Here is a 23,905-nt window from a genome sequence, read left to right on the forward strand (position 1 = left end):
GCCGATCCTGATGCATTTTACTGAGCGCCACCCGCTGCGGCCCTGACGGGCGTGCTGTCATCGGTGTGACCCGCCCCAAACAGGCGGCGCAGCCAGCGGGCGAAATCGTCCATGTAGCAGTACACCACGGGCACCACCACCAGCGTCAGCAGCGACGAGGTGATGACGCCGCCGATCACCGCCTGGCCCATGGGCGCGCGCTGCTCCGAGCCTTCGGTGAGCGCGAAGGCCAGCGGCACCATGCCGAACACCATGGCCAGCGTGGTCATGAGGATGGGGCGCAGCCGCACCCTGGCGGCCAGCATCAGGGCGCTTTCGCGGTCCAGTGGCGCGGCGCCATCCAGCCCGCGGCGGGCGCGGATCGCGAAGTCCACCAGCAGGATGGCGTTTTTCGTCACCAGGCCCATCAGCAGCACGATGCCGATGACCGAGAACATGCTCATGGTGGAGCCAAACATCAGCAGCGTGAGCACCACGCCGATCAGCGTGAGCGGCAGCGAGGTCATGAGCGCCAGCGGCTGCAGGAAGCTCTGGAACTGGCTGGCCAGGATCATGTAGATGAAGATGATCGCCAGCGCGAGCGCCGACACCGCGTAGCCGAACGATTCCTGCATGTTCTTGGTCGAGCCGCCGAATTCGTAGCGGTAGCCCGGTGGCATGGCGATGGTGTCGAGCGCCTGGCGGATATCGGCCGACACATCGCCGGCCGAGCGGCCGAAGACGTTGGCGTTGATCGCCACCTCGCGGTTCAGGTTGCGGCGGTTGATCTGGTTGGGTCCGGTGGATTCCACCACCTGCGCCACCTGGCCCAGGCGCACCACGCGCGCGCTGCCATCGGCGGCGGTGCCGACCACAAAGGGCAGTTGCTCCAGGTCGCTGGTGCGCGCGCGCTGCTCGGGCGCCAGGCGCACGTTCACGTCGTAGCTCTCGCCGTCCGCTGCGCGCCAGTTGCCCACCGTCTGACCCGCCACCAGGGTGCGCAGGCTGCTCGCCACGGCGGCGCCGTTCAGCCCGGCGTCGGACGCGATCTCGCGCCGCATCACCACGTCCACTGTCGGCTTGTCGGGCTTCACGCTGGCGTCCAGGTCGACCAGGCCGACGATGGGGCGGACGCGCTCCATCACCTGCGTGGTCAGGCGCTCCAGTTCGGCCAGGTCGTCGCCTTGCAGCGAGAACTCGATCTGTTTGTTGCCACCCACCGGGTCGAGCAGGCCGGCGTGGGTCACGTTGATGCCGGGCACGGTGCGCAGGCGCTCGCGCAGTTTCGCGGCCATGGCATCGGCGTTGATGCTGCGGTCCTTGCGGTCCACCAGGCGCACGTAAACGCTGGCGTACATGGCGCCCTGGGCGTTGCCGGTGTTGATGGTGGAGAGCGTGTACTTCACCTCGGGAAATTCGCGCAGGATGCCTTCGACCTGCCGCGTCTTGGCCTCGGTGGCTTCGAGTGAGGAACCGACCGGCGTGTGGAACGAGAGCGAGGTTTCGGAGAAGTCGGCCTTGGGCACGAACTCGGTGCCCAGCAGCGGCACCATGAACAGGCTGCTCACGAAGACGGCCAGCGCCAGGCCCAGCGTGGCCAGCTTGTGCTGAAGCGACCAGCGCAGGGCGCCCTGGTAAAGCTCGGTCAGGTCGTCCTGCACGCGGTCGAACCAGCCGGTGACACGGCCAATGGTCTTGTCGTACAGCGTGACCGGCGCGGCGTGTTGGCCGTGCTTTTCGATTTCCGGGTCGTGCCAGATCGACGACAGCATCGGGTCGAGCGTGAAGCTCACGAACATGGAGATCAGCACGGCGGCCACCATGGTGATGCCGAACTCGTGGAAGAACTTGCCGATGATGCCGCCCATGAAGCCGATGGGCAGGAACACCGCCACGATGGACAGCGTGGTCGCCAGCACCGCCAGGCCGATCTCCTGCGTGCCGTCCATGGCGGCGTCGAACGGGCGTTTGCCCATCTGCACATGGCGCACGATGTTCTCGCGCACCACGATGGCGTCGTCGATCAGCAGACCCACCGACAGCGTGAGCGCCATCAGCGTGATCATGTTGATGGTGAAGCCGAACAGGTTCATGAAGAAGAAGGTGCCGATGACCGAGATCGGCAGCGTGAGACCGGTGATCACGGTCGAGCGCCACGAGTTCAGGAACAGGAACACGATCAGCACGGTCAGCAGCGCGCCTTCGATCAGGGTGCGGCGCACGTTGTCCACCGACACGCGGATCGGCCGCGAGCCGTCGGCGATCGGCTCCAGCCGCACGCCCGGCGGCAGTTCGGCCTGGAGCGATGCGATGGTGGCCTTGAGACCGTCGGTCACCGCGATGGTGTTTTCGTCCTGCGCCTTCTGCACCTGCAGCAGCAACGTGCGCTGGCCGTTGTAGAGCGCCAGGCTCTCCACCTCTTCGGTGCCATCGCTCACGCGCGCCACCTGGGCCAGGCGCACGGCGCTGCCGCCGCGGCGCGCCACGATGATGTCTTCAAAATCCTGGGGGTTCTGCAGCCGCGACAGCACCTGCACCACGCGGTCGCGCTCGGTGGTCTTGAGCGTACCCACCGGCAGGTCCTGGTTTTCGTTGCGCACCGCGGAGGTGATCTGCTCGGCGGTGATGCCCAGCGCCTCCATCGCGGCCGGGTCCAGGTCGATGTTGACCGCGCGACGGGTGCCACCCACCAGCGTGACCGAGCCCACACCGCGCACGTTTTCCATGCGTTTCTTGAGCGTCTGTTCGGCCCAGGTGGTGAGTTCGACCGCCGAGGGCGCTTTCCCATGGACAGCTTCGGGCAGGACCGCGACCGACCAGATCGAACGCGCCGCCGGGTCGAAGCGCAGCACGCGCGGCTCCTTCACGTCGGTGCGGAAGGTCGGGCGCAGGATGGCGATTTTTTCGCGCACGTCTTCGGCCGCCTTGCGCCCGTCGATGTGCAGCTGGAATTCGATGATGACGACCGACTGGCCTTCGTAGCTGCGTGAGGTGAGCGTGTTCACGCCCGCGATCGCGTTGACCGACTCCTCCACCTTCTTCGTGACCTCGCTCTCCACGATCTCGGGCGAGGCGCCGGGGTATTCGGTGGTGATCACCACCACGGGGAAGTCGATGTTGGGGAACTGGTCCACCTTCAGGCGCTGGAAGGAGAACAGCCCGAGCACCACGAAGGCCACCATCACCATGGTGGCAAAGACCGGGTTGCGCAGCGAAATCTGGGTGAACCACATGGCGCGGGGCTCAGTGCGAAACGGTGGATGTCGCCGGCGCGGTGGCCGCGGCGCTCGGGCCCGTCAGCGTCACCGCCGTGCCCTCGCGGATCAGGCCGGCCTGCACCCGCAGCAGCGTGGTGCCCACGGGCGCCAGCGCCACGCCGTCGATCACCAGCATGGGCTCGCCGTCGAGCAGGCCCTGGCGACCCAGCACCACCGGCACGTGGGCGATCTTGCCGTCCGTGACGGTCTGGATGTAGGGCTGCGGCTTGTCGTTGCGCACCGCCGAGAGTGGCACCGCCGGCGCGTTCAGCTGGCCGGTGACGATCTGGCCCTGGGCGAACAGCCCTTGCCGCATGCCCGCGACCGCCGGCACCCGCAGGTACACCAGCACGCTGCGGCTGCCCGCCTGCACGCTGGGGTTGATGCGCGCCACGGTGGCGTCCACCGGCTGGGCCAGGCCTTCGACCGTGAGCCGGGCCTTCTGGCCGGGTACCACGGCCATGGCGTCGGCCGGGGCCAGCGCGGCTTCGAGTTCGAAGCCGGAGAGGTCCACCACCTCCAGCACACGGGCGTCAATGGCCACCCGCTCTCCGTTCTGCACCAGCCGGGCCGACACCTGGCCGGTCAACGGCGAGCGCAGCGTGGTGTCGCCCAGCGCCTTGCGCGCGATGTCCAGCGCCGCCAGGGCGGCCTGGTGGGTGGCTTCGGCCGCGGCCAGGTTGTTGCTGGTGGTTTCCAGCGCGGTGGCCGAGATGAAGCCTTGTTTCACCAGCGACTGGTTGTTCTCCAGTGCGCGGCGCGCGATGGCCACCTGCGCCTGCGCCGACTTCGCCTGCTGCTCGGCCTGGCGCACGCGCGCCTGCGCGTCGGTGCTGTCGATGCGCGCGACCACCTCGCCCGCGCTCACGCTCTCGCCTTCGCGCTTCTGCAGGCCCTGCAATTCACCCGCCACCTTGGCCTTGATGGCCGCGGTCTGCAACGCCTTGAGCGCACCCGACACGCCCACCGCCTGCGAAAGCGCCAGCGCCTGCACGGTCGTCACATCCTGCGGCGCCAACTGGTACACCGGCGCCTGCTGCATGGCTGCGGCCGCGGCGCTGGCGGCTTCGCTCTGCAGCTTGCGCTTGTTCAGCGCACGCGCCACGCCGAGACCAATGGCCAGCACCAGGGCGGCAAGCAGCAGCCATTTCAACCAGGCGGAACGGGGCGTGTGTGGGTTCATGGCGTGGGACTTTTGGGTGTGTTGTCGGGCGTTGCCAGCATGCCGTTCAGCAGCAGGCCGACCTGGCTGTCGATGAAGGCCACCGGCTCGATCCGCTGCGATGCCGGGCAGCACGGCGCCATGGAGTGCTTCCACATCAGCAGGAAGATCATGGGCGCGATGAGGCTGTAGACCGCATACTCCAGCTCCATCGGACGGAACTCGCCGCGGTCCATGCCGCGCTGCAGGATGCGCCGCAGCAGGTCGTGGCCGGGGCCGATCACCTCCTGCTGGTAGAACGCCGCGATCTCCGGGAACATGCCCGCCTCGCTCATCACCAGCTTCGTGATGCCCGAGGCCGCGGTCATGCCGATGCGCTCCCACCACGACTGCATGCAGTAGCGCAGCAGCTCGGCGCTGCTGCCCTCGAAGGCGTCCAGTTCCTCGTTCCACTCGCCAAAGCGCCCGGCGATGGTTTCGCGCACCACCGCCTTGAACAGCTCTTCCTTGCTCGGGAAATAGAGAAACAGCGTGCCCTTGGATACGCCGGCGGCCGCGGCCACTTCTTCCACCCGCGTGGCGGCAAAACCCTTTTCAACGAACAGGGTGAGTGCAGCGTCCAGCAGCTCGCCCGGGCGCGCTTCCTTGCGGCGCTCGCGGCGCTGGCGCGGCGCCTCTTCGGAAGGGGGCGTGAGAGAACGGGATGAGGATGGCATGGGTTTAATGACCGGCTGGTTATTAATATAACCCATCGCCGGTTTCACCAGCCTGGCCAGGGGTCCACCCAGCCTTGCGCCCGGCGCGCCGGAGCCTTCAACCCAGCTTGATGCCCACGCGCGTGATGCGTTCGCCCGCCATCTCGCGCACGCTCACTTCGGCCTGCCCGAGCAGGGTGCTGTCACCCACCACCGGCGGGCGCTGCAGTTCGCTGCGCAGCCAGGTGGCCAGGTCCTGGGAGGCATCGGCCGGCAGCGGTAGGCCGTAGAAGGCGCAGAGGTTGTCCATCGAGGTGCCGGCGTCCAGCACAAAGTCGCCATACACCAGCCGTGCCTGGGCCGCATCGCCAGGGTCGGGCAGGCTCACGCCCAGCCGCCGGGCACTCCAGGCGATGGTCGACCCCTGCAGCAGCAGCGAAGTGAGCACCACCACAAACGCCACGTTGAAGAACGTCTGCGCGCCCTGCACCCCGGCCATCACCGGGAAAACCGCCAGCACAATCGGCACCGCGCCGCGCAGGCCCACCCACGAAATGAAGGTGATCTCGCGGGCGTTGAAGTGCAACGGCGCCAGGCACAGCCAGACCGACAGCGGCCGGGCCACCAGCATCAGCGCCAGCGACACGCCCAGCGCGGGCCACAGCGTGCGCAGCAGGCTGGTGGGCGTGACCAGCAGCCCCAGCAGCAGGAACATGCCCGCCTGGGAGAGCCAGGCGTAGCCGTCCATGGCGGACAGCGCCGCCCGCACCTGGCGCCGCGCCATGTTGCCCGTGATCACGCCCATGGCGTACACCGCCAGAAAACCCGAACCGCCCAGCCAGGTGGTGCCGGCAAACACCGCCAGCCCGGCCGAGACCATCAGCAGCGCACGGATGCCGCCCCCGCCGTCCACCCCGCGGCCCAGGCGCTTGAGCAGATCGGCCAGCGCAAAGCCGCTGCCCATGCCCAGCGCAGCCCCCCAGCCGAACTGCTGCATCAGCGACAGCAGCACGTCCAGCGCGGTCGGTCCGGCGGCAGCGCCCGCCACCCCTTGAGCGGTGAGCGCCACGGTGATGAAGGTCAGCGTCAGGTAGACCGCCATCGGGTCGTTCATGCCCGACTCGATCTCCAGCGTGGCGGCCACCCGCTCGTTGAGCTTCACGCCCGACGACTTGAGCAGCGAGAACACCGCCGCCGCGTCGGTCGAGCCCACGATGGCGCCCACCAGCAAGGCCAGCGGCCAGCTCAGGTCCAGCAACCAGTAGGCCGCCGCTCCGGTGATGCCAGTGCAGACCACGACGCCGATGGTGGCCAGCAATATGGAAGGCTTCAAACCGGTGCGAAAGGTGCTGAAGTCGGTGCGCAAGCCGCCGTCCAGCAGGATCACCGCCAGCGCCACGTTGCCGACCCAGAAACTCAGGCGGAAATCGTCAAACACCAGCCCGCCCGGCCCGTCCACACCCGCGAGCGTGCCCACGACCAGAAACACCAGCAGGAAGGAAAACCCCATGCGGGTCGACAACACCCCCGCCAGCACGCTGATGAACACCAGCGACGCGGCCACAAGGAGCGGCAGGGAGAGAAAGTCGAGCGACAGGGACATGCCCTGAAGCTAACAGAATGTGTGCCAGCGCGTGGATGGCGCGCTCCCGAAAAAAGAAAAGCATCGGTGGACCGCGGCGATGCCGCCATCCACCAGGACCCGTCCGGCGGGCTTCAGGAACGCGGTCCCGCGCCCGAACGCTTATGCCACAAGCGTGATGCGGCCGGTTTCGAGGTCGTAGAGGCCGCCGACGACCTGGAGCGCGCCCGCTTGCACCGCCTTGCTCAACAGGGGCGTGGCCTCCTGCAGCCGTTGAACGTTCTGCTTGATGTTCTCAACGGTCGCCGCCTGGAGCAAGGAGCCCGTGTGCGGCTCCGCCGCTGCGGCACGCACGGCCGGCATCAGCGCCGTGACGATGGTCTGGATATGGCCGGGGAATTCGGCCTGGTTTTCGAGCGCACGGACCGTCGCGCTCACCGCACCACAGCTGGTGTGTCCCAGCACCATGATGAGCTGGGACTTCAGAACGGCGACGCCATATTCCAGACTGGCGAGGATATCGGGCGTGACGTAGTTGCCGGCCACACGCGTCACAAAGAGGTCGCCCCGCTCCTCGTCAAAACACAGCTCGGGACTGATGCGGGAATCGGCGCAACTCAAGATGCAGGCGTAGGGGTTCTGACCCCGGGCCAGGGCAGCCCGTGTCGACGAATAGCTGCGGCTCCGGGTCTTGCCCGAGGTGTATCGCTTGTTGCCTTCCATCAGGCGTTTGACGGCCTGATCGGGCGACAGCACGTTGTCCGGTTTGGGGGGAGACTTGGCTTGCGCCACGCCGGTCATTGCCGACATGCCCAACCAGGAGAGTGCACCCATCGTGCCGAGCGCGGTGCGCCTCGAGGCTGACGCAGGGGCATGGTTCGAGGTGTCACCGTTGACGCAAAGATTGCACATTGAGGGTCTCCATGTTCGAGAGGGTGGTTGGCCAGCACCGCAACATCCCGTGCCGGGGATCGTCAGGCATGAAGGCCGCGGACTTCGCTCAGTAGCCGAGCACGGTTCGTGCCTGGCGTGCTGCATCGTAGAGCATCATGGCCTCGGTGAAGAGATCGTCGGCATCGAGCAGGGTCGCGAAGACCACCACCGTCACGTCGGTTGCCGGATCGTGGCGTGCCGTGGTCAGGTAGCCGGTGATGCCGCCGTTGTGCCCCAGCCCGAGTTCGGGCGGATCGCAGGCGAGGCCGAGTCCGTAGGAGACATGGACCTCGTTGGTCATCTCGCATTCGCGCATGCGGGCGACTGTCTGTGCGTTCAATCCGGCTTCACCCTTGATCAGCCGACGAAACCATCGGGCCAGATCGGACGGGGTCGTGACCACGTTGCCCTCGCCGACGCCCCAGGACACATTGCGGCTTGTCGTTGCCAGGATCGCTCCGCCGACCCGCGTTGTTCCTTCCAGAAACGGGGCCGGGAGATCCTGCGTTCGGCCGTCGTCCGGGAAACCGGTGTCGTGCAGGCCGTTGGGCACGAGGAGTTCATCGTGCACGAACTGTGCGTATGTCTTGCCGGAAACCTGCTCGACGATCCTGGCGAGCAAGGAGTAACCGGTATTCGAGTACCGGAAGGCCTCGCCCGGCAAGCCGCCGACCAACTGGTTCCGGGCGACCACGCCGACCAGTTCATCCAGCGTGAAGGTGTGTGCCGGGCCCAGCGTGTCTTCAATCCAGTCGCCGTAGCGCATGCCGGCGTAGGGTGCATGGGCCGTCGCGGGAATGTCCCTGTTGCCGACGTCGAAGACACCGGCGCGGTGCCGCAGGAGCTGCCTGATCGTGATCTGGTCCTTGTAAGGAATCGCGTAGTCCGGCGTGGCCGGCACATAGGGGCGCGTTGTCCCCGGCATGTGCGCACTCAGCACGTCGTCGATGTTGAGCTGGCCGCGTTGCTGGAGCAGCATGATCGCCGCTGCCGTGAAGGTCTTGGTGGTGCTGGCGGCGCGGAAATGCGAATCGGCTGTCGCAGCATCGAGGGTGCTTGCGAAGTACGCCCCCTTGGGCGTGATGACCGCGATCGAGAGCCCGCCGGGCAGGGTGGTTGAAAAATTGTTCCACTGACTGGTGGCCAACTGCTTGAGCTCCGGGCTGGAAGTCATGGTCGACGAGGTGTCGCCGCCGCAGCCCGTGAGCCAGCTGGCGCACGCGATCGCGCCGATCAGGACGAGGAATGAAATGGGTCTTCTGTCGTGATTCATGCGTTGTCACCTGTCATGCGAGCGCTGTCGGTTGCGTTCGAGTCTATCGGGTCTGTTCTTGTCGACCACAGCGCCCTGCATGGCCACAGCCTGCCTTCCTGGCTTCAGCCACGCGTCCGTGGCCGCGGCCAGCGTTTCAGACCGGTGCGGAAGGTGTCGGAATCGGTGCGGGCACATCGGGCGCAACGGCCATGCCTGCGAACCGACAAGATGTGTGCCAGAGCTGGGGCTGCGCGATACATCTGGGCTGGCTGCACAGCCTTCCAACCGTGGCCGATTGCCCACGCTGGCAGCCGGGAGTCCGCACCATGACGACCACGCTGCAAGCACTTCTCGGATGCATTGCCTGGACCTTGTTCCTGCTGGTTCTCATGGAGGCCGTGCGTTCCTGGCTTGTGCTGACGGGCGCTGTGCCCGCCAACGGTTTCAATCCCGAGAACACCAACCTCTCGCCCTTCATGCAGCGCCTGGCCCGCGCGCACGCGAACTGCCTTGAGGGCCTCCCCATTTTCGGCGGACTCATGCTGCTGGCTGCGGTGGCGGGACGGTCGGCCGTCACCGACCCGCTGGCGTGGGCGCTGCCCGGTGCCCGCATCGTCCAGTCCCTCATCCCCCTCGCGTCGACCTCGCCCGCCGCCGTGACGGCCCGGCTCACCGCTTTCGCGGTCCAGATGGCGATCGCTGTGTGCTGGGTGTTCGGGCTCTACCGGTCGTGAAGCGACCGGAGGCCAAAACGCCACCGGCAGATCCTCGTGGAGGCAGAGGACATCGCCCTCGAGGTCCTTGAACCAGGCGGCATTTACGGCCGCATCGTTGTGACAGAAGCAGCGGACATCATGGCAGGGCGTTCTGCTCAATCCTGCCGCCTGGCGCCCGCCAGGCCACCGGGCCGACGCATCTGCACAGGCGTCTCGCTGCGCCGGGGCAAACCGGTTGCGCGCCGGAAGCAACCGGCGTATGGTCATTGGCCCATGCAGTGAGTCATCGGCAAAGGAGCATGCACATGGCCATCACACTGCCCCAGCTGTCCGGCGGAACCTTCCTGTGCGACGGGGGGCTGGAGACCTCGCTCATGTTTTACGAGGGGGTCGAACTGCCGCACTTTGCCGCCTTCGTGCTGCTCGACGACGAAACCGGTCGCGAACACCTGAAGCGCTATTACGCGTCCTACCTGGAACTGTGCGCCGGCCTGCCGGGCGCGGGCTTCGTGCTCGACACACCCACCTGGCGCGCCAACCCCGACTGGGCCGCTTTGCTCGGTTTGGACGCCGAGCGGTTGCGGGTTTCCAACACGCAGGCTGCCCGCATGATCTGTTCCTTGCGCGACGACTGGGCTGCCCGCATTGAAGGACCGATCGTCGTGAGTGGCGTCATCGGACCCCGGGGCGATGGCTATGTTGCCCATGCACCCGGCAGTGCGTCGGATGCGGCGCAGTACCACGGGTTGCAGGCCGAAGCGCTGGCAGAAGGCGGTGTGGACATGCTGACCACCGTCACCATGACGAGCTCGTCCGAGGCGCTGGGCGACGCGATCGAGCGGGTGGATGCGTCCGCAGCGCCCGATGACTTTGCCATCAATTGCGCCCATCCCACGCATTTCATGGCAGTGCTGGACACCTCGGCGCCCTGGGTACAGCGCATCCGCTGCATCCGCGCGAACGCTTCGGAGAAGAGCCATGCCGAACTCGACGAGGCCAGCGAACTGGACATCGGTGACCCGTCGGACCTGGCGCAAAGGTACCGGGGGTTCAAGGGCGCGCTGCCGCGCCTGAACGTCTGGGGTGGGTGCTGCGGCACGGACCTGCGCCACCTGCGATCGATCCGGGACGCACTGGCCTGACGGGGCCCATGCCTGGAAGGCCCGTCGCCGGACCCGCTCGCACGCCAGCTCCAAGGGACATGTCCATGTCAAACCGGGTCAACGAAGCCATCCAGACGCACTACGCACGCCCGGACCTGGGCAGCGCCATCCTGAAGGCGCTGGAGAAGGCGGGCAAAGACCTGGGCCACCTCACGCTGGAAGACCTGGCCCCCATCGACGCATTTCACATCCGTGGCCGGGCCGCGACGCTCGAGCTTGCACGGGCGGCCGGTCTCGATGCCACCCAGCGCGTTCTCGACGTCGGCAGCGGCGTTGGCGGTACATCGCGATGCCTGGCGAAGACGTTCGGCTGCCGCGTCACCGGCATCGATCTCACCGACGGGTACTGCCGAGCCGCCGCCATGCTCTGCGAAAAGGTCGGCCTCACGGACCTGGTCGACTATCGCCAGGGCGATGCAACCAGCCTGCCGTTCGATGACGGCGCGTTCGATGTGGTCTGGACCGAGCATGCCGCGATGAACATTGCGGACAAACCCCGGCTCTACCGGGAAATGCACCGGGTGCTGAAGCCGGGTGGCACGCTTGCCATCCACGACATACTGGCCGGCCCGACGACACCGGTCCTGTTTCCGGTCCCGTGGGCCCGCACGCCGGACACCAGCTTCCTCGTGCAACCGGACGAGCTGCGAGGGCTTATCGAGGCGGCCGGATTCACCGTGTCGGACTGGGCCGACACCACCGAGGCGGCGCGTGCGTGGTTTGTGTCACTGGCCGAGAACATCCGGAAAGAAGGACTTCCGACGCTCGGCTTCCATGTGCTGCTGGGGGCTGATTTCCAGACGATGGCCCAGAACCAGCGGCGAAACCTCCAGGAGGGGCGGATTGTCCTGGCGCAGATCGTTGCCAGGAAGGGCGAGCACTGACCGAGCTGCGCCGTCTGCGTACGCAGGCGGCGCTGAACCCGTCAGTTCGAAAAAGCCGCAATCCCGGTGATTGCCCGCCCCAGGATCAGCGCATGCACATCGTGCGTGCCTTCGTAGGTGTTCACCACTTCCAGGTTCACCAGGTGGCGGGCCACGCCGAATTCGTCGCTGATGCCGTTGCCGCCCATCATGTCGCGCGCCATGCGGGCGATGTCCAGCGACTTGCCGCAGCTGTTGCGCTTGAGGATGCTGGTGATCTCCACCGCGGCGGTGCCTTCGTCCTTCATACGGCCCAGGCGCAGGCAGCCCTGCAGGCCCAGGCTGATTTCGGTCAGCATGTCGGCCAGCTTCTTCTGGATCAGCTGGTTGGCGGCGAGCGGGCGGCCGAACTGCTGGCGGTCCATCACGTACTGGCGGGCGCGGAAGTAGCAGTCTTCGGCCGCGCCGAGCGCGCCCCAGGCGATGCCGTAGCGCGCGCTGTTCAGGCAGGTGAACGGGCCTTTGAGGCCGCGCACGTCGGGGAAGGCGTTTTCTTCGGGGCAGAACACTTCGTCGAGCACGATCTCGCCGGTGATGGACGCGCGCAGGCCGACCTTGCTGTGGATGGCCGGGGCGCTCAGGCCTTTCCAGCCCTTCTCCAGGATGAAGCCGCGGATCTGGCCGCCTTCGTCCTTGGCCCAGACCACGAACACGTCGGCGATGGGACTGTTGGTGATCCACATCTTGGCGCCACTCAGGCTGTAGCCGCCGTCCACCTTCTTGGCGCGGGTGACCATGCTGCCGGGGTCGCTGCCGTGGTTGGGTTCTGTGAGGCCGAAGCAGCCGATCCACTCGCCCGTGGCGAGCTTGGGCAGGTACTTCTGCTTCTGCGCTTCGGTGCCGAATTCGTTGATCGGCACCATGACCAGCGAGCTTTGCACGCTCATCATGCTGCGGTAGCCGGAGTCCACGCGCTCCACCTCGCGCGCCACCAGGCCGTAGCAGACGTAGTTCAGGCCGGCGCCGCCGTACTGTTCGGGAATGGTGGGGCCGAGCAGGCCGAGCTCGCCCATCTCGCGGAAGATGGCCACGTCGGTCTTCTCGTGGCGGAAGGCCTCGGTCACGCGGGGCAGCAGTTTTTCCTGGCAATAGGCGCGCGCGGCGTCCTGCACCTGGCGCTCGTCGTCGGTGAGCTGGGCGGACAGGTGGAACGGGTCTTCCCAGTTGAAGGTGTTTTTGGGGCTGGCCATGGTGTGTCTCCGGGCGGGTTGGAAGAAGGGATTGTTTGCGATTGTCGGCGGCGCATGAATAGCTGTCTAATATTGATTGCCGATTGATCAATACATATTATGTATTTATGGAATTCCGCAACCTCCGCTGTTTCACCGTGCTCGCCGAAGAGCTCCACTTTGGGCGGGCGGCCCAGCGGCTGGCCATGACCCAGCCGCCGCTGTCTATGAGCATCCAGCAGCTCGAAGCCTCGGTGGGCGCTCGCCTGTTCGAGCGCAACAGCCGCGGCGTGGCGCTCACGGCCGCCGGACTGGCCTTTCTGCCGCGCGCACAGGCGCTGCTGGAGCAGGCGGCGCTCGCGGCGCGCGAGGCGCGCGACGTGGGGCAGGGGCTGGCCGGGCAGCTGCAGATCGGCTTTGCCGGCACGGTGCTGTATCGCGGCCTGCCGCAGGTGCTGCGCGACTTTGCCGCCGCGCACCCCATGCTGCGGCTGGCGTTGCGCGAACTGAGCAGCAGCGAGCAACTGGTGGAGCTGGTGCACGACCGGCTGGACCTGGGCTTCGTGCACACCACGCGCGTGCCAGCGGGCTTTTCTCAGATCCTGGTGTCGAGCCAGCCGTTCATGGCCTGCCTGCCTTCAGCGCACCCGCTGGCAAATGCCAAAGTGCTGTCGCTCGACCAGTTGAAAGGCGAGGCCTTTGCCATTGTCATGCGCGCCGTCTCGCCCGATTACCACGACCGCATCCTCGCGGCCTGTGCCGACGCGGGCTTTGAGCCATCGCTGGCGTTTGAACTGCGGCACTGGCTGAGCGTGGTCTCGGTCATCGCGCAGGGGCTGGGCGTGGGCCTGGTGCCGGCCGCGCTGCAGCAGGCCGGCCTGCCCGGCGTGGCTTTCGTGCCGCTGGCCCAGCCGCTGGCGCCCTACGACACGCACTGCCTCTGGCGCACCGGGCGCGACCAGTCGGCGCTGGGGGCATTTCTGGCGGCGGTGCGCGAGGTGGCGGCGCGCTGAAGGCGGGGGCAACCGCCGCCGGATCATGCGGCGACCGGCTCCTGCCAGCGGAACTCGGCCACGTCTTTCGACGGTGGTGCGCCAAACATGCGCCGGTACTCGCGGCTGAACTGGGACGGGCTTTCGTAGCCGACCCGAAACGCCGAGGTGGACGCATCCATGCCTTCGGAGAGCATGAGGCGGCGCGCCTCGGTCAGGCGCAGCTGCTTCTGGTACTGCAGCGGGCTCATGGCCGTCAGCGTCTTGAAATGGTGGTGGAAGGTCGAGAGGCTCATGCCCGCTTCGCGGGCCAGTGTCTCGACCCGCAGTGGCTCGGTGAAGCGGGCGTTGAGGCTGGCGATGGCGCGCGCGACCTGGTGGCTCTGGGTGTCGACGGTGGCGATCTGGCGCAGGCGCGCACCGGCTTCGCCCGTGAGCAGGCGGTAGTGGATCTCGCGCTTGATGAGGGGCGCCAGCGCCGGGATGTGTTCGGGCTGGTCCAGCAGGGCGAGCAGGCGGTCGAAGGCTTCGAGCAGGGGTGCGGTGAGGGCGCCGGTGGTCATGGCGCGGCTGTCGCGGGCCACGGTCCCTGTGGGGGCCGCGGGCGACTCCAGCATCAGCGAGGCGATCTCGCGCCAGTCCAGGCGCAGGGCGACGCCGAGGTACGGCCGCGCGGCGCTGGCTTCGACCACCGCCGACCTCACCGGCAGGTCCATCGACGTGATCAGGTAACGGTCTTCACCGTAGCACAGGGTCTCGTCGCCCAGCGAGACGCGCTTGCTGCCCTGCACGATCACGGCAACGCAGGGTTCATAAACGCTGCAGGTGTTCAGGAAGGGCTGGTCGATGCGGATCAGCATCAGCCCCGGAATCTCGGGTGGCATGTGCGGCGAGCTGTCGATCGCCCGCTCCAGCAAACGCCGGACGATGGATGCGCGTGCGCCGGAGGCAGGGGAGGGGGGGGAGTGGGAGGAAGGATCGGGCATGGCGGAGCGGTGTGTCTGGGCTGCGGCCCATGGTATCGGCCCTTGCCCGTTTGTGCAGGGCGGTCGCAGGATTGGGCAAACATGGCGCAGGTTCAGGCTAACGCCGGACGGGGACCCGGGACGACACTGGCGCCCTTCCCGGGGTTGCGGCCACGGGAACCCGCATCCCCGTTCCCCATGTTTTCAGGAGACCCCTCATGACCACCCTGCAAGTCAACGGTCGCGTCCAGCAGCTCGACGTCGATCCCTCCACGCCCGTGCTCTGGGCGCTGCGCGATTCGCTGGGCCTGACCGGCACCAAGTTCGGCTGCGGCGCTTCCCTGTGCGGCGCCTGCACCGTGCACGTCGACGGCCAGGCGGTGCGCTCCTGCGTCACGCCCATCAGCAGCGTCGAGGGCAAAAAGATCACCACCATCGAAGCCGTCACCGGCGGCGACGACCGCGTGGGCCGCGCCGTGCGCGACGCCTGGGTGAAGCACGACGTGGCCCAGTGCGGCTACTGCCAGAGCGGCCAGATCATGAGCGCCACCGCTTTCCTCAAAACGCTGCCCAAGGGCCAACAACCGAGCGCCGCCGACATCGACGCCGCCATGGCTGGCAACGTCTGCCGCTGTGGCACCTACGCCCGCATCCGCGCCGCCGTGGCCGACGCCGCGCGCAACCTGGCCTGAAGGAGACCCCACCATGTTCACCCATTCGATGCAAGAACTTCCACGCGCGCTGCAACACCTGCTGGCGCGTGACCAGCCACCGGTGCCCGTGGCCGAACTGCCGCGCCGCACCTTCCTCAAGCTGGGCGCGGCCAGCGGCTTTGCGCTGGGCGTGTTCCCGTTGCTGTCGCAGGCGCAGGGCGCAGCAGCCGCGCCCGCCGCGCTCAAGCCCACGCAACTGCCCGGCGCCTTCGTGGCCATCGCGCCCGACGGCACCGTCACCGTCACGGTCAACCGGCTGGAGTTCGGCCAGGGCGTGCAGACCGCGCTGCCCATGATCCTGGCCGAGGAACTGGACGCCGACTGGTCCAAGGTGCGCAGCCAGCTGGGCACCAACGACATGGCCTACGCCGACCCGCGGTTTGGCATGCACCTCACGGGCGGTTCCAACTCCATCAAACACAGCTTCACGCAGTACCGCGAGCTGGGCGCGCGCGCCCGGGCCATGCTGGTGCAGGCCGCTGCCACGCGCTGGGGCGTGGACGCCGCCAGCCTGCGCACACAGAACGGCGCGGTGCTCGGCGCCGGTGGCCGCCATGCCACTTACGGCGAGTTGGCCGAAGCCGCGATGGCCCTGCCGGTGCCGGCCAGCGTCACGCTCAAGGACCCGAAGCAGTTCCGCCTGATCGGCCAGCCCACCACGCGGCTGGACGCCGCCGCCAAGAGCAGCGGCCGGCAGGACTTCGGCATCGACGTGCGCCGCCCCGGCCAGCTGACGGCCGTGATCGCTCGCCCGCCGGTGTTCGGCGCCAGGCTCAAGTCGGTGGACGACACCGCGGCGCGCGCCGTCAAAGGTGTGAAGGCGGTGCTGCGTGTGCCGCTGGACCGGGGCGCCGAGGGCGTGGCGGTGATCGCCGACGGTTACTGGCCCGCCAAGACCGCGCGCGACGCGCTCAAGCTGGAGTGGGACGCCAGCGCGGTCGAGAAGGTGGACAGCGCCCGCCAGCTGGTGCAGTACCGCGAACTGGCCGGCCAGCCCGGCGCGAAACACTTCGACGCCGACATGGCGCCGCTCGCGAACGCGCCGAAAAAGATCGAGGCCGAGTTCGTCTTCCCCTACCTGGCGCACGCGCCCATGGAGCCCCTGAACTGCACGGTGGAACTGACGGAGCAGGGCGCCACGCTCTGGATGGGTTCGCAGATGCCGGGGCTGGACGGCATGGCCGCCGCCGGTGCGCTGGGCCTCAAGCCCGAGCAGGTGAAGGTGCTGGTGCAGTCCGCCGGCGGGGGCTTTGGCCGCCGCGCCATCCCCACCAGCGACTACGTGGTGGAAGCCTGCACCATCGCCAAGGCGGCCCAGGCTGCCGGCCTGCGTGCGCCGGTGCGCACGCTGTGGAGCCGCGAGGACGACATCAAGGGCGGCTACTACCGCCCCATGCACCTGCACCGCGCGCAGGTGGGCTTTGACGCGACCGGCAAGGTGCTGGCCTGGGACCACGTGATCGTGGGCCAGTCCATCCTGGCCGGCTCGCCTTTCGAGGGAATGATGGTCAAGAACGGCGTCGACATGACCGCCGTGGAAGGCATGCGCGCGCCGTACCCACTGCCGATGCGGCTGACGGTGCACCACCCCAAGCAGAACGTGCCGGTGCTGTGGTGGCGCAGCGTGGGCAGCACGCACACGGCCTTCGTCATGGAAACGCTGGTCGACCAGATCGCCCGCGAGACGAACCAGGACCCGGTGGCCTACCGCATGAAGCTCTTCGGCGCCGAGCACCCACGCCACCGCGCCGCGCTGCAGCTGGCCGTGGACAAGAGCGGCTACGGCAAGAAGCCGTTGCCCGCCGGCCGCGCCTGGGGCGTGGCGGTGCACGAGTCCTTCGAATCGGTGGTGGCCTACGTGGTCGAAGCCTCGGTGAAAGACGGCCAGCCGGTGCTGCACACGGTCACGGCCGGCGTGCACTGCAACCTGGTGGTCAACCCGCGCACGGTGGAAGCCCAGGTGCAGGGCGCGGCCCTGATGGGCCTGGGCATGTGCCTGCCGGGGGCAGCCATCACGCTCAAGGACGGCGTGGTCGAGCAGCAGAACTTTGGCGACTACACCGTGGCACGCGTGACCGACATGCCGGCCATCAGCGTGCACACCGTGCCCAGCGCCGACCCGCCCACCGGCATGGGCGAACCGGGCCTGCCGCCGCTGGCGCCGGCCTTCGCCAACGCGGTGGCGCGCCTGACCGGCAAGCCGCTGCGCGAGCTGCCATTCAAACTGGCGTGAGGAGCCCCGCCATGGAAGACCTGGACACCCAAGTCCTGCGCGCGGCGCAGGCCTGGCACGCGGCGGGCTTGTCCGTGTTGCTCGTCACGGTGACGCGTACCTGGGGTTCGTCGCCCCGGCCACCGGGCTCGCTCATGGCCATCAACGGCCGGGGTGAAACCGTGGGCTCGGTCTCGGGCGGCTGCATCGAGGACGACCTGATCCGCCGCGTGCGCGAAGAAGGTCTGGACGCGGTGTGCGCGCAGGGCCGGCCCGCCACGCTGCGATACGGCATCTCGGCCGACCAGGCGCACCGCTTCGGCCTGCCCTGCGGCGGCACGGTGGAGCTGGTGCTGGAGCCGGTGGCCGCACACAGCCAGCTGCCGCAACTGCTTCAGGCCAACCTGGAGCGGCGCAGCACACAGCGCCGGCTGGACCTGCGCAGCGGCGCGGTGGAGCTGCAGCCGGGTCGGCGCGACGGTGTGCCGGAGCTGACCGATCACACGCTGATCACCCACTTCGGGCCGCGCCACCGGCTGATCCTTATCGGCGCCGGCGACCTCTCGCGCTTCCTGAGCCAGATGGCGCTGAGCCTGAACTTCGAGGTCATCGTCTGCGACCCGCGCGAGGAGCAGCGCGCCAGCTGGTCGTTGGACGGCGTGACCCTCAGCCACGAGATGCCGGATGACCTGGTGCTGCGCCTCCAGCCCGACGCGCGCACGGCGGTGGTGGCGCTGACGCACGACCCCAAGCTCGACGACCTGGCCCTGATCGACGCGCTGCAGTCCGAGGCCTTCTATGTGGGCGCCATCGGCTCGCGACGCCACACCGCGCTGCGGCGCGAGCGCCTGCGCGAGCACTTCGGCCTGGGCGAGGCCGAGCTGGACGCCCTGCACGGGCCGGCCGGCCTGTACATCGGCAGCAAGACGCCGGCCGAGATCGCGCTGTCCATCATGGCCGAGGTGGTGGCGGCGAAGAACGGCATTCAGCGGGTCACGCCGGTGCCGGTGGCCGAAGGCAAGGCGGCGTGGCTGGACGGTGGGGCTGCAACCGCGGAGCTGCCGGCCACCTGTCCGGTGTGAACAGATGAGCGCCGCGCCGGGCCGTTCCCAAGCCAGCTCGCACCGCAGCCCGGAGGGCGGAGGTACGCCAATGAACCCGTCTGTGCACCCCGGTGCCCCGGTGGCGGCCACCCTCCTGGCGGCCGGTTTGGGCCGCCGACTGGGTGGCGTGCCCAAACCGGCGCTGCTGATCGATGGGGAAAGCCTGTTCGAGCGGCTGGTGCGCGCACTGCACCAGTCGGGCATCGAAGCCATCAGCGCCGTGATCGGCCCGTACGCCGACACGCTGCTGCCGCTCGCCCGGCGTTGTGACGTGCAGGTCATCCGGCACAGCGGACCCGCGGACGAACTGGTGGCCTCGCAGCGGCTGGCGGTGCATGAACACCTGCGACACCAGCCGGGCGCCGACCTGATGCTGCTGGTGGCGGACCTGCCGCTGCTGGCGGCCGACGACATCCGGCCACTGCTGCGGGCCTGGGCGCAACGACCCGCGCACACGCAGGCGCAGGTGCCCGTGGTTGGCGGCGTGCGCGGCCATCCGGTGCTGCTGTCCTGGCAGGCCGTGCAAGCGGTCGCCGGGCAGCCCTGGCCCCGCGCGGTGAGGGCGTGGATGCTGGCCAACACCGGCTCGACACAGTGGCTCCAGGCCGACCGCGACGCCTGCGTCATCGACCTGGACACGCCGGACGACTTGCAGATGCTGCGGTCCCGTCTGGCGGGCGCGAGCATCGCCTGGCCGAAACCACCCTGACGCGGCCGACCCCTGGGACGGTGGGTGCTTGGGGCTTGTCCCATACTGCGGGCCAAGGAGAATCAACCATGACCCTATCGACCATCGTGCTCGGCGGCGGCTGCTTCTGGTGCACCGAGTCCGTCTACAAGGAAGTGCGCGGCATCACCGACGTCGAGTCGGGCTACAGCAACGGACAGACCGAACGACCGAGTTATGAAGACGTGTGCACCGGCCGCACCGGTTGCAACGAAGTCGTGAAGCTCGAATACGACCCGGCCGTGATCAGCACACGCGAGATCCTCGAAATCTTCTTCGTGATCCACGATCCGACCACGCTCAACCGCCAGGGCAACGACGTGGGTACGCAGTACCGCAGCGGCATCTACTTCACCAACGACGAACAGCGAGAAACCGCGCAGGCGCTGCTGGACGAACTCGCGCGCGACAAGCCTTTTGGCCGCCCGGTCGTGACCGAACTCGCGCCGCTGGAAAACTACTGGCCGGCCGAGGACTACCACCAGGACTTCTTCGAGCGCAACCCGCACCAGGGCTACTGCATGGCCGTGGCCGCACCCAAGGTGGCGAAGTTCCGCAAGACCTTCGCGCGATTGGCGAAATAGAGGCCCCCACGCTCCGCCGCTGCGCGGGTCACTGCCCCCCAGGGGGCTGATCCGCCTTGGGGCGGCCCGTCGGCGGATCGTCTCGGAGTTCAGGGCCTTTCCAGGCGGGCCCGCAGCCGTGGCCACAGAACGATCACGGCCAGGCCGCAGAGCACGAGCGTCGCAGCGCCCAGCTTCCACCCCGGCAGCGATTCACCCAGCGACAAGGCCGAAGCCCCCATGCCGAACACCGGCACCAGCAAGGCCAGCGGCGCCACGGTGGCGGCCGGGTGGCGCGCCAGCAGCCAGTTCCACACGCCGTAGCCAAAGAGCGTGTTGCCCAGCGCCTGCCAGAGCACGCTGGCCCACACCAGCGGTGTGGCGTGCGTGACCGCACTCTGCATCAGGGCAGGGCCTTCGATGAACCATGAAATCGCCAGCAGCGGCGGCACCGCGAACACGCTGCTCCAGACCATGAAGTGCAGCATGTTCACCGGCCCGAGCGACTTCACCACCAGGTTCGCGCCGGCCCAGAAGAAGGCGGCCGAGAGCACCAGGCCCAGCCCCAGCCACGTGACCACGGCGGCGTCCAGGTTCAAGGCGATCACGCCCAGTCCGGCTAGCGCCAGCAGCAGGCCCACGATCTGGAAGCCGCGCACGCGCTCGCCCATGAGCAGCAGCGAGAGACCGATGGTGAAGAACACCTGCACCTGCACCACCAGCGAGGCCAGTCCGGGCGAGATGCTGCTGCGCATGGCCAGGAACAAGAGGCCGAACTGACCCACACCGAGCAACACGCCGAACGCGGCCAGCTTGCGCCACGGTGCGGTGGGTCGCGGAATGAACAGCAGCCAGGGCAGGGCGGAAAAGGTGAAGCGCAGCGTGGCAAACAGGAACGGCGGCAGGCCGTCCAGTCCCCAGCGGATGACCACGAAGTTGGTACCCCAGACGAACACCACCGCGAGGGCGAGCAACAGGTGGTTGATGGGCAAAGGGGGCTCCGGCGGGTGAAAAGCCCGCCAGTGTAGCCACGTGCAGCCCCCGGGGCAGCGCGCCTGCGCGACGCTCAGTGGCCGTGGATGGCCTGCGTGAGCGCGGTGGTGTTGGCGCGCATCATGGCCACGTAGCTCGTGGCCGGGCCTTGGGCGTCGGACAGGGAATCGGAGAACAGCTCACCCGCGGGCTTGACGCCGGTCTCGCGACCGATCTGCGCGATCAGGCGCGGGTCGGAAATGCTCTCGACGAACAGCGCCTTGATCTGCTCCTTCTTGATCTGGCGCACCAGTTGCGCCACGCCCTTGGCCGAGGCTTCGCTGTCGGTGTTGACGCCTTGCGGGGCGAGGAATTTCACGCCGTAGGCATGGGCGTAGTAGCCGAACGCGTCGTGCGAGGTGATGACCTTGCGTTGCGCGGCCGGAATCACGGCCCAGGTGGCGCGGATGTCGGTGTCCAGCGCCTTGAGCTGTGCGTTGTAGGCCACCGCGTTGCGCCGGTAGCTGTCGCAACCCGCCGCATCGGCCTCGCAAAGGCCTTTGACGATGTTGCCCACATAAACCATCACGTTGGGCACGCTTTGCCAGGCGTGCGGGTCGGTTTCCTCGTGTTGGAGGCCACCATGTGGGTGTCCACCGGCTTCTTCGGTGTGGATCGCCTGGATGCCCCGACTGGCCACCACGTGGCGGCCCGAGTAGCTGGCGGCGCCCAGCAGGCGGTTCATCCAGCCTTCGAAGCCCAGGCCGTTGGAGAACACGATCTGCGCCTGGCCCACCAGCCGGGCCTGCGAAGGCGTGGGCTGGAACACATGGGCATCGCTGCCGGGTCCCACCAGCACCGCCACCGCGACGCGGTCCCCGCCGACCTGGCGCACCAGATCGCCGAGGATGCTGAAGCTGGCCACGGCCTTGATGGGGGGCATGGTCCGGGCCGGCAGCGCGGGGCTGAGGGCTGCGGTGGCGAGGCCGATGACGGTGGCGATGAGGGGGCGGCGCAGTGAGGTGTTCATGAAAGATCCTTAGGCTTGCAGATGGGACGAGGCGGGACGCTGGTGGCGCAGCGCGCCGTGCGGCGCGAAGAGCAGGGAAAGCAGGTACATCGCGCCGAGGCTGAGCACGATCACCGGGCTGGTGGGCCAGTCGGCGTGGTACGAGATGAGCAGGCCGCTCAGGCAGGCCAGCAGGGCGAGCGCGGTGGCCAGCAGCAGCAGGGGGCCGAGGCGGCGCACCCAGAAACGCGCGGTGGCCGCGGGCAGCACCATGATGCCCACCGCCATGAGCGTGCCCAGCGCGTGAAAACCGGCCACGAGGTTGATCACCAGCAAACCCAGAAAACCGTGGTGCGCCACCGGGCTCCAGCGGCTGACCTGGCGCAGGAAACCCGGGTCCAGGCATTCGAGCACCAGCGGGCGGTAGAGCAGGGCGAGCGCCACCAGCGTCGTGGCGGAGATGCCACCGAGCAGCGTGAGCGCCGCGTTGTCCAGCGCGAGCACGGTGCCGAACAGCACGTGCAGCAGGTCCACGCTGTTGCCGCGCACCGAGACGATGAGCACGCCCAGCGCGAGCGAGAGCAGGTAGAAGGCGGCGAGGCTGGTGTCTTCGCGCAGCACGGTGTTGCGCGCCACCAGCCCGGAGCCCACGGCCACGGTGAGCCCGGCCGCGATGCCGCCGAGGGTCATGGCGGTGAGCGAGAGGCCGCTCACCAGGTAGCCGATGGCGGCGCCCGGCAGGATGGCGTGGGCCATGGCATCGCCGGTCAGGCTCATGCGGCGCAGCATCAGGAACACGCCCACGGGCGCCGCGCTCAGCGAGAGCGCCACGCAGCCGAGCAGGGCGTCGCGCATGAAGCCGAATTCGGCAAACGGGCCGAGCACGGGGTTGGCCAGCAGCCAGGCGAGGAACGGGGAAGCGGCTGTGTCGTTCATGCGAGGGCCTCCCCGATGGCGTGGGCGTGGATGCGCTTGTCCGGCGTCGCCGCGCAGAGCGGCGCTTCGTTGTCGAACGCCTCGTGCATGCGCTGGGCGCGTGCCCAGCGCGCATCGGTCAACACCTCGGCGGTGGGGCCGACGGCCACCAGCTCGCGCGCCAGCAGCAGGGTGAGCGGGAAGTGCGCGCGCACCTGCGCCAGATCGTGCAGCGCCACGATCACCGTCTTGCCTTGGCGGTGCCAGCGGTGCAGCAGGGCCAGCAGGTCGGCGCTGGTGCGGTTGTCCACCGCGGCAAACGGCTCGTCGAGCAGCACGACAGGTGCGTCCTGCAGGATCAGGCGGGCAAACAGCGCACGCTGCAACTGGCCTCCCGAGAGCGCGTCCAGGCTGCGTTGTTCATAGCCCGTGAGCCCGACGGTTGCCAGTGCTTCGTCGCACAGGCGCCGGTGTTCCGCGGTGAAGCGCCCGAACGCGCCGACGCGGTGCCACAGCCCCAGGGCCACCATGTCGCGCACGGTGACGGGGAAGCTGCGGTCGAGCCCGCTGTGCTGCGGCAGCCAGGCGATGCGTTGGCCGGCCAGACCGCTCACCGTGCCACTGATGGGGCGCAGTTCACCGGCCAGCGCGTGGATGAGCGTGGACTTGCCCGCGCCGTTGGGGCCGACCAGCGCCAGCAGCGAACCGGGCGCGATGCGCGCGTTCAGGTGGTGCACGGCCGGGTGGCGGTCGTAGCCGAGCGTGAGGTCGTGCAGTTCGATCGCCGGGACAGCGGATGGGGATGGAGGTTTGTTCATGGAAGGCGGGCGTAAACTATCGCAACTGAATTGCAATAAAGATGATATTAACGCAACTTTGTTGCAATAATGGAGCCATGCC

General features: G+C 68.2%; 21 protein-coding genes. 9 read left to right on the forward strand and 12 right to left on the reverse strand.

Annotation, left to right across the window (positions count from 1 at the left end; all coding sequences use genetic code 11):
* Window positions 1-17: 17 nt before the first annotated feature.
* The 6 genes from ACN5W5_RS00760 to ACN5W5_RS00785 all read right to left on the reverse strand — a co-directional run bounded on the left by ACN5W5_RS00760 (window position 18) and on the right by ACN5W5_RS00785 (window position 8,881).
* Window positions 18-3,212: an efflux RND transporter permease subunit gene (locus ACN5W5_RS00760; protein ID WP_420046700.1), complete on the reverse strand. Its 3,195-nt coding sequence runs from the start codon at window positions 3,210-3,212 to the stop codon at window positions 18-20.
* 10 nt (window positions 3,213-3,222) lie between these two features.
* Complete coding sequence (locus ACN5W5_RS00765; RefSeq protein WP_420046701.1) at window positions 3,223-4,419, reverse strand: efflux RND transporter periplasmic adaptor subunit; 1,197 nt, start codon at window positions 4,417-4,419, stop codon at window positions 3,223-3,225.
* Complete coding sequence (locus ACN5W5_RS00770; RefSeq protein WP_420046702.1) at window positions 4,416-5,114, reverse strand: TetR/AcrR family transcriptional regulator; 699 nt, start codon at window positions 5,112-5,114, stop codon at window positions 4,416-4,418. The genes ACN5W5_RS00765 and ACN5W5_RS00770 overlap by 4 nt, the downstream gene beginning before the upstream one ends.
* A gap of 97 nt (window positions 5,115-5,211) precedes the next feature.
* Window positions 5,212-6,696, reverse strand: a complete 1,485-nt coding sequence (locus ACN5W5_RS00775; protein WP_420046703.1) for a potassium/proton antiporter — start codon at window positions 6,694-6,696, stop codon at window positions 5,212-5,214.
* Window positions 6,697-6,837: 141 nt separating this feature from the next.
* Window positions 6,838-7,485: a carbonic anhydrase gene (locus tag ACN5W5_RS00780; protein ID WP_420046704.1), complete on the reverse strand. Its 648-nt coding sequence runs from the start codon at window positions 7,483-7,485 to the stop codon at window positions 6,838-6,840.
* Window positions 7,486-7,675: 190 nt separating this feature from the next.
* The gene (locus tag ACN5W5_RS00785) at window positions 7,676-8,881 is read right to left on the reverse strand and encodes a serine hydrolase domain-containing protein (protein WP_420046705.1); all 1,206 of its coding nucleotides are present in this window, start codon (window positions 8,879-8,881) and stop codon (window positions 7,676-7,678) included.
* A 308-nt stretch (window positions 8,882-9,189) separates the two neighbouring features.
* Between ACN5W5_RS00785 and ACN5W5_RS00790 the strand changes: the two genes are divergently transcribed.
* The 3 genes from ACN5W5_RS00790 to ACN5W5_RS00800 all read left to right on the forward strand — a co-directional run bounded on the left by ACN5W5_RS00790 (window position 9,190) and on the right by ACN5W5_RS00800 (window position 11,626).
* Complete coding sequence (locus ACN5W5_RS00790; RefSeq protein WP_420046706.1) at window positions 9,190-9,597, forward strand: MAPEG family protein; 408 nt, start codon at window positions 9,190-9,192, stop codon at window positions 9,595-9,597.
* 287 nt (window positions 9,598-9,884) lie between these two features.
* Window positions 9,885-10,721: a homocysteine S-methyltransferase family protein gene (locus ACN5W5_RS00795; RefSeq protein ID WP_420046707.1), complete on the forward strand. Its 837-nt coding sequence runs from the start codon at window positions 9,885-9,887 to the stop codon at window positions 10,719-10,721.
* Window positions 10,722-10,786: 65 nt separating this feature from the next.
* Window positions 10,787-11,626, forward strand: a complete 840-nt coding sequence (locus ACN5W5_RS00800; protein WP_420046708.1) for a class I SAM-dependent methyltransferase — start codon at window positions 10,787-10,789, stop codon at window positions 11,624-11,626.
* A 41-nt stretch (window positions 11,627-11,667) separates the two neighbouring features.
* On the opposite strand, the gene ACN5W5_RS00805 is transcribed toward ACN5W5_RS00800, so the two are convergent.
* Window positions 11,668-12,855, reverse strand: coding sequence for an acyl-CoA dehydrogenase (locus ACN5W5_RS00805; RefSeq protein ID WP_420046709.1), 1,188 nt, complete (start codon window positions 12,853-12,855; stop codon window positions 11,668-11,670).
* Window positions 12,856-12,962: 107 nt separating this feature from the next.
* Here ACN5W5_RS00805 and ACN5W5_RS00810 point away from each other — a divergent pair, with 107 nt between their 5' ends.
* On the forward strand, window positions 12,963-13,847 hold the full coding sequence (locus ACN5W5_RS00810) for a LysR substrate-binding domain-containing protein (protein WP_420046710.1): 885 nt from the start codon (window positions 12,963-12,965) through the stop codon (window positions 13,845-13,847).
* A 23-nt stretch (window positions 13,848-13,870) separates the two neighbouring features.
* Here ACN5W5_RS00810 and ACN5W5_RS00815 read toward each other — a convergent pair whose 3' ends face one another.
* Window positions 13,871-14,710, reverse strand: a complete 840-nt coding sequence (locus ACN5W5_RS00815; RefSeq protein ID WP_420046711.1) for an AraC family transcriptional regulator N-terminal domain-containing protein — start codon at window positions 14,708-14,710, stop codon at window positions 13,871-13,873.
* Between the two features lie 299 nt (window positions 14,711-15,009).
* Here ACN5W5_RS00815 and ACN5W5_RS00820 point away from each other — a divergent pair, with 299 nt between their 5' ends.
* From ACN5W5_RS00820 to msrA, 5 genes are all read left to right on the forward strand, one after another.
* Complete coding sequence (locus ACN5W5_RS00820) at window positions 15,010-15,483, forward strand: (2Fe-2S)-binding protein (protein WP_420046712.1); 474 nt, start codon at window positions 15,010-15,012, stop codon at window positions 15,481-15,483.
* A 13-nt stretch (window positions 15,484-15,496) separates the two neighbouring features.
* The gene (locus tag ACN5W5_RS00825; protein ID WP_420046713.1) at window positions 15,497-17,737 is read left to right on the forward strand and encodes a molybdopterin cofactor-binding domain-containing protein; all 2,241 of its coding nucleotides are present in this window, start codon (window positions 15,497-15,499) and stop codon (window positions 17,735-17,737) included.
* An 11-nt stretch (window positions 17,738-17,748) separates the two neighbouring features.
* Complete coding sequence (locus tag ACN5W5_RS00830; RefSeq protein ID WP_420046714.1) at window positions 17,749-18,798, forward strand: XdhC family protein; 1,050 nt, start codon at window positions 17,749-17,751, stop codon at window positions 18,796-18,798.
* A gap of 70 nt (window positions 18,799-18,868) precedes the next feature.
* Entirely contained in the window at window positions 18,869-19,528 is a 660-nt protein-coding gene (locus ACN5W5_RS00835; RefSeq protein WP_420046715.1) for a nucleotidyltransferase family protein, read from the forward strand.
* Between the two features lie 68 nt (window positions 19,529-19,596).
* Window positions 19,597-20,130 (forward strand): peptide-methionine (S)-S-oxide reductase MsrA, encoded by a 534-nt coding sequence (gene msrA / locus ACN5W5_RS00840; protein WP_420046716.1) that lies wholly within the window; start codon window positions 19,597-19,599, stop codon window positions 20,128-20,130.
* 89 nt (window positions 20,131-20,219) lie between these two features.
* Here msrA and ACN5W5_RS00845 read toward each other — a convergent pair whose 3' ends face one another.
* The 4 genes from ACN5W5_RS00845 to aztA all read right to left on the reverse strand — a co-directional run bounded on the left by ACN5W5_RS00845 (window position 20,220) and on the right by aztA (window position 23,823).
* A complete protein-coding gene (locus ACN5W5_RS00845) occupies window positions 20,220-21,101 on the reverse strand; it encodes an EamA family transporter (protein WP_420046717.1) in 882 nt (293 codons plus the stop codon).
* A 74-nt stretch (window positions 21,102-21,175) separates the two neighbouring features.
* The gene (locus ACN5W5_RS00850) at window positions 21,176-22,111 is read right to left on the reverse strand and encodes a metal ABC transporter substrate-binding protein (RefSeq protein WP_420046718.1); all 936 of its coding nucleotides are present in this window, start codon (window positions 22,109-22,111) and stop codon (window positions 21,176-21,178) included.
* Window positions 22,112-22,120: 9 nt separating this feature from the next.
* Complete coding sequence (locus ACN5W5_RS00855) at window positions 22,121-23,026, reverse strand: metal ABC transporter permease (RefSeq protein ID WP_420046719.1); 906 nt, start codon at window positions 23,024-23,026, stop codon at window positions 22,121-22,123.
* On the reverse strand, window positions 23,023-23,823 hold the full coding sequence (gene aztA, locus ACN5W5_RS00860; protein WP_420046720.1) for a zinc ABC transporter ATP-binding protein AztA: 801 nt from the start codon (window positions 23,821-23,823) through the stop codon (window positions 23,023-23,025). Before aztA ends, ACN5W5_RS00855 begins: the two co-directional genes overlap by 4 nt.
* Between the last annotated feature and the right edge of the window lie 82 nt (window positions 23,824-23,905).

Source organism: Hydrogenophaga sp. ZJX-1 (assembly GCF_048590325.1).
GTDB lineage: Bacteria > Pseudomonadota > Gammaproteobacteria > Burkholderiales > Burkholderiaceae_C > Hydrogenophaga.

Bases quoted from the DNA above. Each gene is read 5' to 3' on its own strand.
- ACN5W5_RS00760 (WP_420046700.1), bottom strand. From the start codon at position 3,212: ATGTGGTTCACCCAGATTTCGCTGCGCAACCCGGTCTTTGCCACCATG.
- ACN5W5_RS00765 (WP_420046701.1), bottom strand. From the start codon at position 4,419: ATGAACCCACACACGCCCCGTTCCGCCTGGTTGAAATGGCTGCTGCTT.
- ACN5W5_RS00770 (WP_420046702.1), bottom strand. From the start codon at position 5,114: ATGCCATCCTCATCCCGTTCTCTCACGCCCCCTTCCGAAGAGGCGCCG.
- ACN5W5_RS00775 (WP_420046703.1), bottom strand. From the start codon at position 6,696: ATGTCCCTGTCGCTCGACTTTCTCTCCCTGCCGCTCCTTGTGGCCGCG.
- ACN5W5_RS00780 (WP_420046704.1), bottom strand. From the start codon at position 7,485: ATGTCGGCAATGACCGGCGTGGCGCAAGCCAAGTCTCCCCCCAAACCG.
- ACN5W5_RS00785 (WP_420046705.1), bottom strand. From the start codon at position 8,881: ATGAATCACGACAGAAGACCCATTTCATTCCTCGTCCTGATCGGCGCG.
- ACN5W5_RS00790 (WP_420046706.1), top strand. From the start codon at position 9,190: ATGACGACCACGCTGCAAGCACTTCTCGGATGCATTGCCTGGACCTTG.
- ACN5W5_RS00795 (WP_420046707.1), top strand. From the start codon at position 9,885: ATGGCCATCACACTGCCCCAGCTGTCCGGCGGAACCTTCCTGTGCGAC.
- ACN5W5_RS00800 (WP_420046708.1), top strand. From the start codon at position 10,787: ATGTCAAACCGGGTCAACGAAGCCATCCAGACGCACTACGCACGCCCG.
- ACN5W5_RS00805 (WP_420046709.1), bottom strand. From the start codon at position 12,855: ATGGCCAGCCCCAAAAACACCTTCAACTGGGAAGACCCGTTCCACCTG.
- ACN5W5_RS00810 (WP_420046710.1), top strand. From the start codon at position 12,963: ATGGAATTCCGCAACCTCCGCTGTTTCACCGTGCTCGCCGAAGAGCTC.
- ACN5W5_RS00815 (WP_420046711.1), bottom strand. From the start codon at position 14,710: ATGCCACCCGAGATTCCGGGGCTGATGCTGATCCGCATCGACCAGCCC.
- ACN5W5_RS00820 (WP_420046712.1), top strand. From the start codon at position 15,010: ATGACCACCCTGCAAGTCAACGGTCGCGTCCAGCAGCTCGACGTCGAT.
- ACN5W5_RS00825 (WP_420046713.1), top strand. From the start codon at position 15,497: ATGTTCACCCATTCGATGCAAGAACTTCCACGCGCGCTGCAACACCTG.
- ACN5W5_RS00830 (WP_420046714.1), top strand. From the start codon at position 17,749: ATGGAAGACCTGGACACCCAAGTCCTGCGCGCGGCGCAGGCCTGGCAC.
- ACN5W5_RS00835 (WP_420046715.1), top strand. From the start codon at position 18,869: ATGAACCCGTCTGTGCACCCCGGTGCCCCGGTGGCGGCCACCCTCCTG.
- msrA (WP_420046716.1), top strand. From the start codon at position 19,597: ATGACCCTATCGACCATCGTGCTCGGCGGCGGCTGCTTCTGGTGCACC.
- ACN5W5_RS00850 (WP_420046718.1), bottom strand. From the start codon at position 22,111: ATGAACACCTCACTGCGCCGCCCCCTCATCGCCACCGTCATCGGCCTC.
- ACN5W5_RS00855 (WP_420046719.1), bottom strand. From the start codon at position 23,026: ATGAACGACACAGCCGCTTCCCCGTTCCTCGCCTGGCTGCTGGCCAAC.
- aztA (WP_420046720.1), bottom strand. From the start codon at position 23,823: ATGAACAAACCTCCATCCCCATCCGCTGTCCCGGCGATCGAACTGCAC.